The sequence below is a fragment of the Pseudomonas sp. 9_2_1 genome (genome assembly GCF_059295275.1).
Genome location: NZ_CM181239.1, coordinates 804,487 through 820,249, shown reverse-complemented (window position 1 = coordinate 820,249; position 15,763 = coordinate 804,487). Strand labels below are relative to the sequence as shown.

General features: G+C 63.1%; 16 protein-coding genes and 1 riboswitch. Of the genes, 7 read left to right on the top strand and 9 right to left on the bottom strand.

Translation table 11 applies throughout. From position 1 onward, the window contains the following. Window positions 1-20: 20 nt before the first annotated feature. The 3 genes from AC5O5I_RS03720 to AC5O5I_RS03710 all read right to left on the bottom strand — a co-directional run bounded on the left by AC5O5I_RS03720 (window position 21) and on the right by AC5O5I_RS03710 (window position 5,312). Window positions 21-1,385, bottom strand: coding sequence for a DUF1329 domain-containing protein (locus AC5O5I_RS03720; RefSeq protein WP_172219988.1), 1,365 nt, complete (start codon window positions 1,383-1,385; stop codon window positions 21-23). Window positions 1,386-1,410: 25 nt separating this feature from the next. After that, entirely contained in the window at window positions 1,411-3,297 is a 1,887-nt protein-coding gene (locus AC5O5I_RS03715) for a DUF1302 domain-containing protein (RefSeq protein WP_172287331.1), read from the bottom strand. Between the two features lie 332 nt (window positions 3,298-3,629). Further along, a complete protein-coding gene (locus tag AC5O5I_RS03710; protein ID WP_172219983.1) occupies window positions 3,630-5,312 on the bottom strand; it encodes a fatty acid--CoA ligase in 1,683 nt (560 codons plus the stop codon). Window positions 5,313-5,553: 241 nt separating this feature from the next. Between AC5O5I_RS03710 and AC5O5I_RS03705 the strand changes: the two genes are divergently transcribed. The 3 genes from AC5O5I_RS03705 (at window position 5,554) to AC5O5I_RS03695 (ending at window position 8,422) form a co-directional block, all read left to right on the top strand. Next, window positions 5,554-6,519, top strand: coding sequence for a 2-hydroxyacid dehydrogenase (locus AC5O5I_RS03705; RefSeq protein ID WP_172219979.1), 966 nt, complete (start codon window positions 5,554-5,556; stop codon window positions 6,517-6,519). Window positions 6,520-6,572: 53 nt separating this feature from the next. Continuing rightward, entirely contained in the window at window positions 6,573-7,571 is a 999-nt protein-coding gene (locus AC5O5I_RS03700) for a methyltransferase (RefSeq protein WP_494512091.1), read from the top strand. A 39-nt stretch (window positions 7,572-7,610) separates the two neighbouring features. Next, window positions 7,611-7,750: riboswitch (yybP-ykoY riboswitch) on the top strand. Between the two features lie 90 nt (window positions 7,751-7,840). After that, a complete protein-coding gene (locus AC5O5I_RS03695; protein ID WP_172220033.1) occupies window positions 7,841-8,422 on the top strand; it encodes a TMEM165/GDT1 family protein in 582 nt (193 codons plus the stop codon). A gap of 139 nt (window positions 8,423-8,561) precedes the next feature. Here AC5O5I_RS03695 and AC5O5I_RS03690 read toward each other — a convergent pair whose 3' ends face one another. The 4 genes from AC5O5I_RS03690 to AC5O5I_RS03675 all read right to left on the bottom strand — a co-directional run bounded on the left by AC5O5I_RS03690 (window position 8,562) and on the right by AC5O5I_RS03675 (window position 10,577). Next, the gene (locus tag AC5O5I_RS03690) at window positions 8,562-9,380 is read right to left on the bottom strand and encodes a M48 family metallopeptidase (protein WP_172219970.1); all 819 of its coding nucleotides are present in this window, start codon (window positions 9,378-9,380) and stop codon (window positions 8,562-8,564) included. 118 nt (window positions 9,381-9,498) lie between these two features. Then, entirely contained in the window at window positions 9,499-10,119 is a 621-nt protein-coding gene (locus AC5O5I_RS03685; protein WP_494512090.1) for an SOS response-associated peptidase, read from the bottom strand. Window positions 10,120-10,134: 15 nt separating this feature from the next. Beyond that, on the bottom strand, window positions 10,135-10,395 hold the full coding sequence (locus AC5O5I_RS03680) for a putative signal transducing protein (RefSeq protein ID WP_172220030.1): 261 nt from the start codon (window positions 10,393-10,395) through the stop codon (window positions 10,135-10,137). Beyond that, window positions 10,395-10,577, bottom strand: a complete 183-nt coding sequence (locus tag AC5O5I_RS03675; RefSeq protein ID WP_172219964.1) for a CPXCG motif-containing cysteine-rich protein — start codon at window positions 10,575-10,577, stop codon at window positions 10,395-10,397. Before AC5O5I_RS03675 ends, AC5O5I_RS03680 begins: the two co-directional genes overlap by 1 nt. A 124-nt stretch (window positions 10,578-10,701) precedes the next feature. Between AC5O5I_RS03675 and AC5O5I_RS03670 the strand changes: the two genes are divergently transcribed. Next, window positions 10,702-11,868 (top strand): 1-acyl-sn-glycerol-3-phosphate acyltransferase, encoded by a 1,167-nt coding sequence (locus tag AC5O5I_RS03670; RefSeq protein ID WP_494512089.1) that lies wholly within the window; start codon window positions 10,702-10,704, stop codon window positions 11,866-11,868. A 34-nt stretch (window positions 11,869-11,902) separates the two neighbouring features. On the opposite strand, the gene AC5O5I_RS03665 is transcribed toward AC5O5I_RS03670, so the two are convergent. After that, on the bottom strand, window positions 11,903-12,163 hold the full coding sequence (locus AC5O5I_RS03665; RefSeq protein ID WP_172219958.1) for a hypothetical protein: 261 nt from the start codon (window positions 12,161-12,163) through the stop codon (window positions 11,903-11,905). Window positions 12,164-12,323: 160 nt separating this feature from the next. Here AC5O5I_RS03665 and AC5O5I_RS03660 point away from each other — a divergent pair, with 160 nt between their 5' ends. Further along, complete coding sequence (locus AC5O5I_RS03660) at window positions 12,324-12,530, top strand: hypothetical protein (protein ID WP_172219955.1); 207 nt, start codon at window positions 12,324-12,326, stop codon at window positions 12,528-12,530. Between the two features lie 71 nt (window positions 12,531-12,601). Here the strand turns inward: AC5O5I_RS03660 and AC5O5I_RS03655 are convergent, their stop codons facing one another. Continuing rightward, entirely contained in the window at window positions 12,602-13,186 is a 585-nt protein-coding gene (locus tag AC5O5I_RS03655) for a YajG family lipoprotein (RefSeq protein ID WP_172219952.1), read from the bottom strand. Between the two features lie 145 nt (window positions 13,187-13,331). On the opposite strand from AC5O5I_RS03655, the gene AC5O5I_RS03650 reads away from it, so the two are divergent. Continuing rightward, window positions 13,332-13,565 (top strand): hypothetical protein, encoded by a 234-nt coding sequence (locus AC5O5I_RS03650; RefSeq protein ID WP_172219949.1) that lies wholly within the window; start codon window positions 13,332-13,334, stop codon window positions 13,563-13,565. Between the two features lie 599 nt (window positions 13,566-14,164). Beyond that, the gene (mqo, locus tag AC5O5I_RS03645; RefSeq protein ID WP_172219946.1) at window positions 14,165-15,673 is read left to right on the top strand and encodes a malate dehydrogenase (quinone); all 1,509 of its coding nucleotides are present in this window, start codon (window positions 14,165-14,167) and stop codon (window positions 15,671-15,673) included. Window positions 15,674-15,763: the final 90 nt, after the last annotated feature.

Sequence of the window (15,763 nt, the reverse complement as noted above, 5' to 3'; positions counted from 1 at the left end):
GTTGTTGGGTCAGGCAGGGCTCAACGAATACCCGACTGGCGCAGCGCTGCAGGCTGGAAGTCAGCCTTGCTGGCACTGAAGCCGAAGTCGTAGGCGCGCTTCTCTTCGTTCTTCATGCCCAGGGCCAGATACCGACCCGACTGCAGGTCGTAGATGGTTTCCAGGGTGTACCATGGCACTTCCACGTTGTAGTACGGCTGGGCGTGTGCCTCGGAAACGCGCCACAGCTGGCCACGGCCGTCGTACTGGTCGATCACCGCCGCCTGCCAGGTGTCTTCGTCGATGTAGAAGTCACGCTTGGCGTAGATGTGCCGCTGGCCCGGCTTGAGGGTTGCGACCACGTGCCAGACGCGGCGCAGCTCGTAACGGGTCAGGTCCTGGTTGATGTGCCCGGCCTTGATGATGTCGGTGTACTTCAGCTTGGGGTCATCGAGCTTGAAGGCGTTGGACGCGATATACAGCTCCTTCTTGCCCTCCAGCTTCCAGTCGTAGCGGTCTGGCGCGCCGTTGAACATGTCCAGGTTGTCCGAGGTGCGCAAACCATCGGCAGCGGTGCCCGGGCCGTCATACGACACCTGCGGCGCCTGGCGCACGCGACGCTGGCCGGCGTTGTAGATCCATGCCTTGCGCGGCTCTTTTACCTGGTCGAGGGTTTCGTGCACCAGCAGCACGGTACCGGCCAGGCGCGCCGGTGCAGTCACTTCCTGCTTGAAGTAGAACAGGATGTTGCCCGGGTTGTTCGGGTCGTAGTCCTTCATCTTGTCGCGGAAGACGAACTGGTCGGAGAAGTAGACCGGGTTGAAAGAGCCGTTCTGCTGCGGCGTGGCCTGGGTCACCAGGCGGCTGACGCTGCCACCGCGGTAGCGGGTGATGTGGTTCCAGATCACCTCCAGGCCGCTTTTAGGGATCGGGAACGGCACGGCGGTGCGGAAGTCGTTCAGGCCGTTGCCGCCTTCCACCAGGGTGGCCTTGGTGGCGTTGGCCTTGATGGCGGCGAACACGTCGGCAGGCGCGGTGGAGCCGCGGTGGGTCTTGAATACCGGGATCTTGAAGGTGTCGGGGTAGCGCTTGAGCATCGCCAGCTGGCCTGGCGAGAGCTTGTCCTTGTACTGCTCGGCGTTTTGCGCGGTGATGGTGAACAGCGGTTTTTCACTGCCATACGGGTCGGACAGGAAGCCCTTGCCGTCAACACTGCCCGCAGTCTTGGACAGTGGCTCCCACGGGCCGATCGAGCCATCGGCATTGCCGGCCTTTTCCGCGCCCATCGGGGTGAGGGTGCTGCCCAGCTTGGCCGCCTCGTCGGCGGATACCGCAGCCATGACGCTGGTCGCCAGCAGGGACAGGCCCAGTACACCGGCTTGCAGCAGACTTCTGGTCTTGTTCATGTCGTGTCGTCCTGGATCTGAGTGCTTAGAAGTTCACGCCGAAGCTGAGGGCGACAAAGTCGCGGTCATCCACGGTGCTGTACTTGCCGTCGAAGAAGTTGGTGTACGACAGGGTCGCCGTGTAGGTGTTCTGGTATTCGGCATCCAGACCCAGGCTGACAGCCTTGCGGCCTTCCTCGAAGTTGGCGCCCGGGCCAGGCGAATAGCCGGACACGTCGTGCGACCAGGCCACGCTCGGCTTCAGGTTGATACCGGCGAACACGTCGTTGTAGTCCCAGATGACACGCGCGCGGTAACCCCAGGATGTGCTGGTGGTATAGCCGTCGTTCTCGCACTTGCGGTTCAGGTTGGTGGTGGAGGCACCTGCACCGGCACCGGCGATGGTGCTGGCATTGAGTGCCTGGCAGGTGTCTGCACCGCCGGTGGCTGGCAGCGGGCCGGGGCCGAATACCGGATCGCGACCGTAGCGTGTGTCGTGAGCGTTCTCCAGGCCGCCGACGTGGGTGACGCCCACCTCGCCCACCACGGTCATGCGGCTGGCGCCCATCACCTGGTCGAAGAAGTGCGTGAGGGTAGTCTGGAACTGGGTGATTTCCTTGCGGCGATAGCCGTGCAGGTCCTGGCCGGGCGTGCCCGCCAGCAGCGAAGCGTTGGTCAGTGCACCGCCCAGTGGACGAACACCGGCAAACAGGATATCGGTGGTGTTCAACTGCACCGGGGCGTTGGGCCGGTAGCTGACCTCACCGCTCCAGGCCGTGCCGGTTGGCAACGTGGTAGAGAAGCTCAAGCCGTACAGGCGGATGTCTTCGGGGTACTCGACGAAGTACTGCGAGTTGCCCGCCACGATCAGCGGCGCCAGCGCACGCAGCTGTGCCGGCAGGCCGGCGATGCCGGAGAACACCGACGCCGGGGCGCCGGTGGCGCTGAAGATCGGCGCACGGCTGTGATAGTTCATGAAGTACGCGCCAAATTCGGTGTCCAGCGGCTCGAACATGTAGCGCATGGCCACACCGAACTGGCCGCTGTCCCGCGCATCACGGTCGGCGCCACGGCGCACCATCACGCCCTCTTCGTTGATGTTCACGCCCTGGGTGGCGAGGAACTGCTGCGCCGCGCCAGGCACCGCCCGGCTGCTGTTGAGCACGCGCAGGTTGTCGGTACAGCCGTCGGCGATGATGTCTGGCTGGGAGAAGAAGGTGCCGCAGTTGTCGACGACCGTCTGGTCCCATTCGAGCTGGTAGAAGGCTTCGGCCGACAGGTTGTCGGTCAGGCTCTGCGAGATGTAGAACATGTTGACCGGGATCAGGCCTTCCTTGATCTCGGCCCCCGGGCGGCGGAACGCCGACACGTCGATGGGGTTGATCGAGTTGATGCCGCCGCCGATGAAGGTACTTTCACCCCAGCTCACCACCTGCTTGCCGAAGCGCACCGAGCCGGGTTGATCGCCGATGGCGTAGTTGTGGTAGACGAAGGCGTCGAGCAGTTCGGCGCCGGACGACTTGGCGCCCTCCTTGCGGTTGGAGTCGCTGATGTCCTTGAACTCGCGGCTTTCATCCTTGAGTTCGAAGTCGTACCAGTACTTGCCGCGCACGAACACGCCGGTGTCGCCGTACTTCAGCTCCAGGTCATGGATGCCCTTGAAGATCTTGGAAAAGGTCTCGCCTTTCTTGAAGTTCAGGTGGCCATCGTCGGATGTCTGCGACAGGCCCTTGCCGCCGTTGTTCACCCCGATCAGGTTCTTGTTGGGGTTGGCGGTCGACCAACTGGCGCCAATGGAGAGCGACGAGTCGAACTGGCCTTCGATTTCACCGATGTTGAAACTGACAGCGAAAGCAGGACTTGCGAGCGTGGAAGCAAGGCTGACGGCCAGGGGCAGCTTGGCCCGGCGCCAGAACAGGTTTGCAGATTTCATCGACGCTACTCCATGTACTTTTTTTGTTATGGCAGTGAGTCCTTTCAGAAACGGCCCGTGCGACCGGTATGCAGGCTTGCGCCCGCGGCGACATGTGTTGCGCATGCCGCCCTCCCCCTTCCTGAAAATCCCCTGGCCCCGACTATAGCCAGCAAGGCACAGGCGCTTGATCCCTCTAAAGTGTGATTTGCGCTCCGTGCCGCCAACTCGCTGTGATATTGCTGCGATCGCGCGCTGGCAGTGCTCAAGGATGGCGCATTTTTGCCATTTGGCAAGGCGCCGACCGCTCTAGCATGCGGGTCGTATTCTGACGCATACGACCCGCAGGGTGGTTACAGCGTGGAAAGGAACGCGCTGTTGCTGGCCTGCCACTGGACGATGTCCTGGCGGATGCGTTTCTTGTCCAGCTTGCCGACACTGGTCTTGGGAATTTCAGTAACAACGGCGATCTGGCTTGGAATCGCCCATTTGTTGATGTGACCTTGCTCGACAAACGGCTTGAGGTGGTCCTTGAGCGACTTGGCGTCGATAGACTGGCCGTCGCGCACCACCAGCAGGGCAAACGGGCGCTCGCCCCACTGCGGGTCGGCCACCCCCACCACCGCCACTTCACGCACCGCCGGGTGACGGCTGACCAGGTCTTCGAGGTCCAGCGAGGAAATCCATTCGCCACCGGTCTTGATCACATCCTTGATGCGATCGCGGATGTCGATGTAGCCCATGCCATCGAGCGTGGCGACATCACCGGTATGCAGCCAGCCGCCCTGCCACAGCTCCTCGCTCTTTTCCGGCTCCTTGAAGTAGCCCATGGTCAGCCAGGGTGCACGCAGCACCAGTTCGCCCTGTGTTTCGCCATCGGCGGGCAGGAAGTTGCCGTCGCCATCGACGATGGCAGCCTCCACCAGCGGCACCGGGACCCCCGCCTTGATGCGGTAAGTGACGCGCTCATCTTCGCTGCCGGCCTGCAATTCGTCGTTCAGGTGCGCGGCGGAGATCAGCGGGCAGGTTTCGGACATGCCATACGCCGCAGTCAGCTGAATGCCGCGCGCCAGGGCAGCCTGGTACAGCGAGCGATTCAGCGCGCTGCCGCCGATGATGATCTTCCAGCCGGCAAAGTCCTGGCCCTGCGCGTTCGGGCAGTTGAGCAGCATCTGCAGGATGGTCGGCACGCAATGGGAAAAGGTGACTTTTTCTTCCCGCCACAGCTTGACCAGCATGTCCGGCTCGTAGCGCCCCGGGTACACCTGCTTCATGCCGAGCATGGTGGCAGCGTAGGGAATGCCCCAGGCATGCACATGGAACATCGGAGTAATCGGCATGTACACATCGTTGCTGCCCAGCAGGCGCACGCTGTCGATGCTGCCGGTTACCGAGGCTTCGGCCAGGGTGTGCAGCACCAGTTGCCGGTGGGTGAAGTACACGCCCTTGGGGTTGCCGGTCGTGCCTGTGGTGTAGAAGGTGGTGGCCACCGAATTTTCATCGAAATCCGGGAAATCGTAATGCGGGCTGGCGGCAGCCAGCAGTTGCTCGTACTCGCCAACCAGGTTGGGCAGTTCGGCAGTCTTGTCCGCGCCATCGGTCAGCAGCAGGGTCTTGTCAACGGTGGTCAACTGCCCGGCAATGGCCTGGTAGAGGCCGACAAAGTCGCTGTTGACCAGCACCACGCGGTCTTCGGCGTGGTTCATGGTGTAGAGGATCTGCTCGGGCGACAGGCGCACGTTGATGGTATGCACCACCGCACCGATCATCGGGATGGCGAACATGCACTCCAGGTAGCGGTGGCTGTCCCAGTCCATCACCGCCACGGTGTCACCGGCCTTTACGCCGGCTTCGGTGAGCACATTGGCCAGCCGCGCGATGCGCTCGTTGAGCTGTGGATAAGTCAGCCGCAACTGGTCGCGATAGACGATTTCGCGGGTCTTCTCGTAGCGGCTGCCGGACATCAGCAGGCGCTTGATCAGCAACGGGTAGGCGTAGGCGCCTTCGGCGGGTTTGATGATGCGGGTCTGCAACATGGGTATCCCTTTTCTGAAAAGCGGGCCGGACAAGTCTGGCAACTACTGTAGTTCGCCAATGTGACGGCTAAATCAGTCGAAGGAATGATTTGCCTGACAAAGGTATGAGTGGGGGGCGTTGACGGGTGACAAGGTTGAGCTAGACACTGCGCCGGCAGCTTCAGGTTATCTGGTGGAGCTGAGGGCCTCTTCGCCGCGAATGGCCATAACCCAATCACCCGTCCTGCCACCGGAGAACTCCATGCCCAGCCCGCGTCGCGCCGTGTTTCTCGATCACCAGTCCCTGGACCTTGGCGACCTCGACCTATCGCCACTGAAGCAGCAGTTCGATGAATTCGAGCTGTTCGACGCCACCCGCCCGGAGCAAGTGGCAGAACGCCTGCAAGGGGCCGTGGCGGTGATCAGCAACAAGGTCATGCTCGACGCTGCTGCACTGGCCGCCAACCCGCAGCTCAAGCTGATTCTGGTGGCCGCCACCGGCACCAACAATGTCGACATGGCGGTGGCGCGGGCCCAGGGCATCACCGTGTGCAACTGCCAGGGCTACGGCACACCGTCGGTAGCCCAGCACACCCTCGCCCTGCTGCTGGCCCTGGCCACCCGGCTGTGCGACTACAACCAGGCGGTAGCCGAGGGCCAGTGGGCCAAGGCCAGCCAGTTCTGCCTGCTGGACTTCCCCATCGTCGAACTGGAAGGCAAAACCCTCGGCCTGCTCGGCCATGGCGAGCTGGGCGGCGCGGTCGCGCGCCTGGCCGAAGCGTTCGGCATGCGCGTGCTGAGCGGGCAGATTCCCGGCCGCCCGGAACGCGCCGACCGCCTGCCGCTGGACGAACTGCTGCCACAAGTCGATGCCCTGACCCTGCACTGCCCGCTGAACGAGCACACCCGGCACATGCTCGGCGCCCGCGAACTGGCCATGCTCAAGCCCGGTGCGCTGGTGGTCAACACCGCCCGTGGCGGCCTGATCGACGAACAGGCGCTGGCCGACGCCCTGCGCGGCGGCCACCTCGGCGGCGCCGCCACCGACGTGCTGAGCGTGGAGCCGCCGGTCAACGGCAATCCGCTGCTCGAAGCCGGTATTCCGCGGCTGATCATCACCCCGCACAGCGCCTGGGGCGCAGTGGAGTCACGCCAGCGCATCGTCGGCCAGCTCAGCGAAAACGTGCAGGCCTTCTTCGCCGGGCAGCCCCGCCGCGTGGTCAGCTGAGCCCGGCGCTCGCCTCTGCTACACTGCGCCACTTTTTCCGGGAGAGGTCGTCCATGGACCCGCGCAGTGAAGTGTTGCTCCGCCAGGCAGAGCTGTTCCAGGGGCCGCTGCTGATCGCCGGCGCCCCCGCCGACGACCTGCTCGGCCAGTTGCCGCAGGCCCAGGCCTGGACCTGGCATGCCGGCGACCAGGCCATGCTCGACAGCCGCTTCGCCGGCCGCAGCCACTATGCGGTGGAGCCGCCTGAAGTCGCGTTCGACAGCGCCGTGCTGTTCCTGCCCAAGTCCCGCGAGCTTGCCGCCTACCTGCTCAATGCCCTGGCCTCGCGCCTGGCGGGCCGGGTGCTGTACCTGGTCGGCGAGAAACGTGGCGGCATCGAAGGCGCGGCCAGGCAGCTGCAGGCCCTTGGCAAGCCACGCAAGCTCGACAGCGCCCGGCACTGCCAGTTGTGGCAGGTGACCATCGACAATGCACCGCAGGCAAAACCGCTGGAAAGCCTGGCCGAACGCTTCGAGCTGGCCCTGGAGGACGGCCCGTTGCAGGTCGTCAGCCTGCCGGGCGTGTTCAGCCATGGCCGCCTCGATCGCGGTACGGCCTTGCTGCTCAAGCACCTGGATGGCCTGCCCAACGGCCATGTGCTGGACTTTGGCTGCGGTGCCGGAATACTGGGCGCCACGGTCAAGCGCCGCTACCCGCAAAGCCGGGTGACCCTGCTGGACGTGGATGCCTTCGCAGTCGCCGCCAGCCGCCTGACCTTGGCCGCCAACGGCCTGGAGGGTGATGTGATCAGCGGTGACGGCATCGATGCGGCACCCACCGACCTCAGCCTGATCCTGAGCAACCCGCCGTTCCACACCGGGGTGCACACCCATTATCAGGCATCGGAAAACTTGCTGAAAAAATCGGCCGTTCATCTGCGAAAAGGTGGCGAAATGCGCCTTGTGGCCAACAGCTTCCTGCGCTACAAACCGTTGATCGAAGGCGCCTTGGGCAACTGCCAGGTACGTGACGAGGCCGACGGCTTCCGCATCTACCGGGCAACATCCGGATAAAAACAGCGCTTGCCGAAAGCGTTTCGGCTAGGCAGAATCCGCACCGTCCTAGGGGAGTAGTCTCCCGCGAGCACCCAGCTCGCCCGGTACGCGTCAACATACTTGGTCCACAGACCATGGCGCGTGCGACCCACCATGCCAGCCTGCATGGAAGATCCGCAAAGACGGATCCAGGGTTTGACAAGACCTATGACACGCACACCTTACCCGGGGCGGGGAGGCTGTACGTGTCATAGCCGTGTCGACCCGCCCCCGTAGGAATCCTGATGCTGGAATCTCTGCTGGTCCCCACCGCTATCGTTGCCCTCGCCGAAATCGGCGACAAGACGCAACTGCTCGCGCTCATTCTTGCCGCCCGCTTTCGCAAGCCCTGGCCGATCATCGCCGGCATCATCGCCGCTACCCTGGCCAACCATGCCGCAGCCGGTGCCGTGGGTGCGTGGGTGGGTGGTTTTTTCAGCGATTCGGCGTTGCACTGGATCCTGGCCGCAAGCTTCACCGCCACAGCGCTGTGGACATTGGTGCCGGACAAGATGGACGACGACGAAAACCCCGCACGCCGCTTCGGGCCGTTCCTGACCACACTGATCGCGTTCTTCCTGGCGGAAATCGGTGACAAGACCCAGGTTGCCACGGTGATGCTGGCCGCGCAGTACCCGCACCTGATCATGGTCATCATCGGTACCACCCTGGGCATGCTGATTGCCAACGTGCCGGTGGTACTGGCGGGTAACTTCGCGGCAGACAAACTGCCGCTGACGCTGATCCGTCGCCTGGCGGCCACGGCGTTCATCGTGCTGGCTATCGTGGCCGTGTACTCGGCGATGAAGGCCAGTGGCTGGATAGGCTGACCAGTAAAGCGGGGGCGCTTTGCGCCCCAATCGCCGGCAAGCCAGCTCCCACCTTGACCGCACCGGCTTCAAGCCATGTGCAGTACCTGTGGGAGCTGGCTTGCCGGCGATCGGGCTGCCAGGCAGCCCCCTCGCGGCCTTACTGCTTGGCCGCCGCCTGATACAGCGGCATCACCTTCGGAATCGCCGCCTGCAGCGAGGCAATGCGGCTTTCGGATGCAGGGTGAGTACTCATGAACTCCGGCGGCGCACCTTCGGAAGCCTTGCTCATCTTGTTCCACAAGGTGATCGCGGCATTGGGGTCGTAACCGGCACGCGCCGACAACTCCAGGCCGATCAGGTCGGCTTCGTTTTCGTTCGACCGGCTGTTGGGCAGGGTCATCGCGTAGTTCACCACGGTATCAGCCATGGCCATGCTGCCCTGGCCGAGGCCAAAGATGGCGCCGGCACCCTGGCGGGCCATTTCCACGCCATAGGCCTTGGACATCGCTTCGCGGCTGTGCTCACGCAGGGCGTGGGCAATCTCGTGGCCCACCACCGCAGCAATCTCGGCGTCGGTGAGCTTGAGCTGGTCGATCAGACCGGTGTAGACGATGATCTTGCCGCCCGGGCCGCAGTTGGCGTTGAGCTCGTCGCTCTTGATCACGTTGACTTCCCAGTTCCATTGCGCGGCATCCGGGCGGAACTTGGGCGCCTGGGCGATCAGCCGGTTGGCGATCACCTGCACCCGCTTGGCATCGGCGCTGGATTTGTCGAGCACACCCTTGCTAGAAGCTTCACCCAGGGTCTGCTGGTACGACTGGGCGTACATCTGGTTGACCTCATCGGTCGACAGCATGCTGAACATGTACTGCTGGCGCTCGACGCCGACAGCACCGCCGCTGGTGGTATTCACCGCCTGGCAGCCCGCTAGCAGGATGCCAGCACTCAACAGGCTGACGACAAAAGACTTACGCATGAAAACACTCCCTTTTTACATGCGCCGTATCCTAGGCCGAGTCGCCTGTGGGCCGCCATAGCCGCAGGGAAGATTTTCGTCGCCTGCACTGGCTTCTTCGCGGGTGAACCCGTCGCCATCAGGCCGGGGTCAGGCACTCCGGCGCATCCAGCTTGGGGTCATTGACGAAGTTGGCCAGGGCCCGCTCGCGCAGCTGTGCCGGCGGGGCGGCCAGCAACTCCTGCAAACGCGCCAACGGCGTACCCGGGTCCAGCCAGGCCGCCTGCCCTGCCTCATCAAGGATCAACGGCCGGCGCTGGCTCATGGCCGCCTGGGTTACTACTGCGCAACTGAGCCACACCTGGTCCTGCACCGGATACGCCTCCCACACGGCGGCGAAGTACAGTGACGCGCCCTCCCCAGGGGTCAGCCAGTAAGGGCGTTTGCGCACCTCGCCACGCCATTCGTAAAAGCCGTTGGCCGGCATCAGGCAGCGGCGCTGGCGAAATGCTTCGCGAAACATTGGCTGCTCGGCCAGGGTTTCGGCGCGGGCATGGGCCGGGGTACGTGACAAGTCGGTGAGCCAGGCCGGGGTCAACCCCCAGCGGGCGCTGGTTAACTGCTGCTGGCCGTCTGACTGGCGCTGGATCAGCACCGAGGCGCCGGGCGAAATGTTCCATTGGGCCGGCTGGCCCACGGGAAAGCCCGGCAGACTGGCGAGAGCCTGGGGCCAGCGAAACAGGGCGTAACGTCCACACATGAGCGAATTCAGAACCTAGCAGATCAAGGTACCGGGAAGACTCTCCGGCTCGTCGCCGGCAAGCGGCTGGGCACCATTGTACGCATCGATCAACTGCCGTGCGTATTCGGCCTGCTCGTCCGGCACGGCAAGCCCGAGCAAACCTTGCAGCGGCAGCTCGCCGACGCCGCCAACCAGGTCACGCCCCGCCAGGTGCACATCGATGCCCTCGCTGGCCAGCATGCCTGCCAGCATTTCGGCTTCCAGCAGGTTTTCCGGTTCGTAGATGCGCCGCATCATTCATTCTCACCGTACACATCCAGCATCCACTCCTCACCATGAACCTGCAGCACGAAGCGAATAGGCTTACAGCACACCTGGCAATCCTCTATGTACTCTTGGTCGCCTGCGGACAGGTCCACCGTGGTCTCGACTTGTTCGCCACAATAAGGGCAATCGTAGTTCGCAGTTTCCAGCATCGCGGCCTCCGGGGTGACTTATGCGTATAATTGCCGGTCTGTTACAGGGCCTGTGTGCGTCCGAGCCGTTTTTCGGAGCCCGCCCCTACCTTATTACCCTAGCCGTTTCCAACAAGAGAGCATGATGGGCGAATTCGATGCCATCCGACCGTACGACGACGCTGAGGTCCCTGCCGTGCTGGCACGCCTGCTCAGCGACCCGGCATTCCTCGATATCCTCACCCACTTCCGTTTTCCGCGTGCGGCCGGTGCGCTCGGCTGGTTGCTCAAACCCCTGATTGCCCGCCGCCTGCGCAAGGAATTCGCCGGTGTAACCTGCGTGTCTACCTTGCAGGACAAAGTCGAGTACTACGTCGACCAGACCATCGATCGCGCCACTGACGGCGTCACCTATTCGGGCGTGGAGCAGCTCAAGGCCGGCACCGCGTACCTGTTCCTGGCCAACCACCGCGACATCGTGATGGACCCGGCTTTCGTCAACTACGCGGTTTACCACGCGGGCTTGCCGACCCCACGCATCGCCATCGGCGACAACCTGCTGCAAAAGCCCTTTGTCAGCGACATGATGCGCCTCAACAAGAGCTTCATCGTGCACCGCTCGATCAGTGGCCGCCGCGAGAAGCTGGCCGCTTACCAGCTGCTGTCGGCCTACATCAACCACTCGATCTGCAACGACGCTGCGTCCATCTGGATCGCCCAGGCCGAAGGCCGGGCCAAGGACGGTGACGACCGCACCGATTCGGCGATCCTCAAGATGTTCCACATGAGCCGCAAGGACGAGCCGTTCGGCGCGGTGATCCAGAGCCTCAACCTGACCCCGGTATCGATCAGCTACGAATACGACCCCTGCGACCAGGCCAAGGCCCGCGAGTTGTACATCCGCGCCACCACCGGCACCTACAAGAAGGCGCCGGGCGAGGACGACAACAGCATTGCCAAGGGCATCACCGGCTACAAGGGCAGGGTGCATATCAACTTCGCAGCGCCAGTGACCGAGTATCACGAAGATACCAAGCAACTGGCGGTCGCCATCGATCGGCAAATCCTCGGTGGCTACCGGTTGTTCCCGGTGCATTACCTGGCTTATGCCATGTGGGAAGGCAAGGATGAGGCACTGCAAGTGCCAAGCGCCGAGCAGAAGTTCCCGGCTGAAGAGCTGGCGCGGGCCAAGGAAGAATGGCAGCGTCGCCTGGATGCCTGCCCGGTAGAGCAGCAGCCTTACCTGGTGCTGCAATATGCCACGCCGGTGCGCAACCAGTATCAGGTCAGGCAGCAGGCGCCGGTAGCCTGACCGATTGCCGGGGCTGCTTTGCAGCCCCAGGATGTCAGACCCAGGTACTGAGCCAGGACAACAGCAGCGCCATGGCCAGGCAAGCAAACCCGAGAATGTAGAAATACCTGGGCACCCGCAGGCCAAACGCGTCCACAACCCCTTCTTCCAGCGCCAGGCCCTCGCGGGTCTGCGCCTCGCGCCGCCGTGCGCTGTGCAGCAACAACCCGCCAGGGCACGTGAGCAGCAACGCCAGCAGGTTGATCAGCTTGGTGGGATGGGCGGCCAGGAACCCCCAGAACACTTGCAAGGACATCACGCAACCTCGGTGTAAGCGACGGCAAAGCCCGGCATTCTACCCAAGTCGGCCCCTGGCACCTGGCCTGGGCGACAAAGTGTCATTAAATTTCATCTGTCATCCGCTCGTCATCAGAACAGGCCACCCTGTCGGCCTTCCCATGATCCGGAGCTTGTTCATGCTGCACGCCGAAAACCAGGACCGCCTCTACCTCGTGGCTCAGAGCGATGAACAGCAGGCGCTGATCGATGGTTTTGCCATCAATGTGCAGGACCGCCATTGGCTGGTCTACTGTGCACTGGGCGGGCATGTGCATGAAGACTTGCCGGAAGTGGACGCAGGGACTGGCTACAGCCTGCTGGATTTCCACATAGCAGCAGCCTGAAACCGGCACAAACAACAAAAAACCCGCTGCCTGGCACCCAGGCAGCGGGTTTTCTTTTTACCGCTGATGCCTTACTGGCCCAGGACCTGACCGATGGTCGGGTCCTTGAACAGGCGGGTCAGCGCATCGCTCAGCACATCACTCACCAGCTGGGTGTTGGTGTCCTGGTTCGGCGCCATGCCGAAACGCTGGTCCAGCGAAGCACCGTAACGGCCGTTGTAGCTGCGCCCGCCATTGGTCACGTCGGCACGGAAGGTGGCGCCGATGGTGGCCTCGGTGACGTACAGGTTGTCTTTGGGCGACTGGTATTTCAGCTCGGCCAGGGTCACGGTCAGCTGTGGCGCGTTGCCGGCGTTCGGCGTCGGGGTAAAGCCGAGCAGGCGCACGGCGGCTTCAGCCTGGGCCTGCAGCTTGGGCACGATGTCGTTACCGCTGACGCTGATGGTGCTGGTCTCGGGGTACATGCCACCGCGCGTACCCAGCGACTGCGAAGGCCGGCCATCGACCACCCTGACCACCACCGGCTGGCCATGGCCGACCGGCGCCAGCTGGGCGGTGAGCTTGGGTTGCGGGTTGAGTTGTTGCGGGCTGTGGGCACAACCGACCAGGCTGAGGCTGGCCACGGCGATCAAACCGAACAACAGACGTTGCAACATGCGCGTTTCTCCAGAAAATGCGGCAAAGGCCCACAGTATACCCAGCCACGCATCGACCAGTCATCGGTGCGGCCCGCTTGTCACAATCGTTTCATCGCCGCGCCCTTATCCTTGCGCCAAGCCCTAATGCAAAGGACTCGCCGCCATGGCCTCGCTCTGGACCCTGCTCTTCCAACGCCCGCGCCACAATGCCTATGCTCGCCTCGACAGCGAAGGCAAATGCCTGGCCTTCAAGCAATGCAGCCAAGCGCCAAGCGGCAGCGGCTGGGTACAGGTCGACGAAATCCAGCTGGCCTGGCTGGGCCGCGAACTGCCCGCCAGCGCCCGGGTTTGCACCCGCGCAAGCCGCCGCTGGCACCAGCGCATCCTCGCGGCCTGACAAACGCTGCAATAAAAACCACGAATGGCGACATTTCTGTCCGCGACATCGCTATAATCTCCCCCCGATTATAAGGACGTCTCCTGATCGGGCCCCGCACCGCCGATTGACCCCGGCAACTTCACCGCTTCGCCCACAGAGAGCCTTCCACTCAGGTCTTGCATCGGCTGTCGTGCCTGCTTTTCCGGCCCTTCACACTGCATGAACCTGCGGGTTGCCATCGCGCAGTCCCTTTTTGAGGTTCACGTCTCCAAAAGAGCGTGAAAAAACGGTTTTCACAACTTCACAAGAGTGTGGCGAGCAAATGAACAGTCTGGCATGTGCAAAAGCGGCAGATGTGTCCCGAACAGCCCTGAACAGGCGGCAAATGCGCTCATCCCGTATGAGTGTCTGAACCGTTCCATAACGCACGCACGACACCTTGACCATAAGTCGAATTGCCGCACCTGTGGCAAACGGCGTTCAATAGCTGAACCCGAAGACTGATTGGCGGTGTCCGCGGAAGTTGCAAGAACTGCGAAAAGTCGGACATGGCGACCCTGGCGAACCCAGGTCCTATGCTGTCAATTAGGTAGCTGTAGATTGTGGAGACGCGTTAAATGGCGCAGAACGAATCGGTTGATGTAGTACTGGTAGGCGCGGGCATCATGAGTGCCACCCTGGCCGTACTGCTCAAGGAGCTTGACCCGACCCTGAAGCTTGAGGTCGTCGAGGCGATGGACTCCGGAGCCGCGGAAAGCTCCAACCCCTGGAACAACGCAGGCACCGGCCACGCCGGCCTGTGCGAGCTTAACTACACGCCACAGGCCGCCGATGGCAGCATCGACATCAAAAAGGCCGTGCACATCAACACCCAGTTCGAGGTGTCGCGCCAGTTCTGGGCCTACCTGAGCAAGAAGGGCAACTTCGGCCCGGCGCGTGCCTTCATCAACCCTGTCCCGCACCTGAGCTACGTCGAAGGTGACAAGGGTGTTTCCTTCCTCAAGAAGCGCTTCGAGCTGCTCAAGCAGCACCATGCCTTCGCCGACATGGAATACACCGAAGACAAGGCCGTGATGAGCGACTGGATGCCGCTGATGATGCCGGGCCGCCCGGCCGACCAGCACATCGCCGCAACCCGCGTGCTCAAGGGTACCGACGTCAACTTCGGCGCCCTGACCAACAAGCTGCTCAAGCTGTTGGGCGACGCGCCGGACGCGCAGGTCAAGTACAGCAAGAAAGTCGTTGGCCTGCGCCGTAACGGCAGCGGCTGGACCGTGAGCATCAAGGACGTCAACAGCGGCGGTAGCCGCGAAGTCGACGCCCGCTTCGTCTTCCTCGGCGCAGGCGGCGCTGCCCTGCCGCTGCTGCAGGCGTCCGGCATCCCGGAAAGCAAAGGCTTCGGCGGCTTCCCGGTCAGCGGCCAGTGGCTGCGTTGCGACAACCCGGAAATCGTCAAGCAGCACCAGGCCAAGGTCTACAGCCAGGCCGCAGTCGGCGCCCCGCCGATGTCGGTGCCGCACCTGGACACTCGCGTGGTCGACGGCAAGACATCCCTGCTGTTCGGGCCATACGCCGGCTTCACCACCAAGTTCCTCAAGCACGGTTCGCTGATGGACCTGCCGCTGTCGGTGCGCATGGGCAACATCGGCCCGATGCTGGCCGTGGCCCGCGACAATATGGACCTGACCAAGTACCTGGTCAGCGAAGTGATGCAGTCGATGGAGCAGCGCCTGGAGTCCCTGCGTCGCTTCTACCCGCAGGCCAAAGCCGAGGACTGGCGCCTGGAAGTGGCCGGTCAGCGCGTGCAGATCATCAAGAAAGACCCGAAAAAAGGCGGCGTGCTGCAGTTTGGTACCGAGCTGGTTTCGGCCCAGGACGGCAGCCTGGCCGCACTGCTCGGCGCATCGCCAGGTGCTTCGGTCACCGTGTCGATCATGCTGGAACTGATCGAGCGCTGCTTCCCCGAGCAGGCCAAAGGTGCCTGGGCTGCCAAGCTCAAGGAAATCTTCCCGGCCCGCGAGAAGACCCTGGCAACCGACGCAGCCCTGTACCGGAAGATCAGTGCCGACAACGATGTGGCGCTGAACCTCGAAGAAAGCAGCCCGGCGGCCAAGCATTACGCCTGAGCCTGCCAGTAACGAAAAAACGCCCCTCGGGGCGTTTTTTTGTGCCTGATTCTTCATCAACCTGTGCCCGCGAAGAGGCCGGTACAGGTT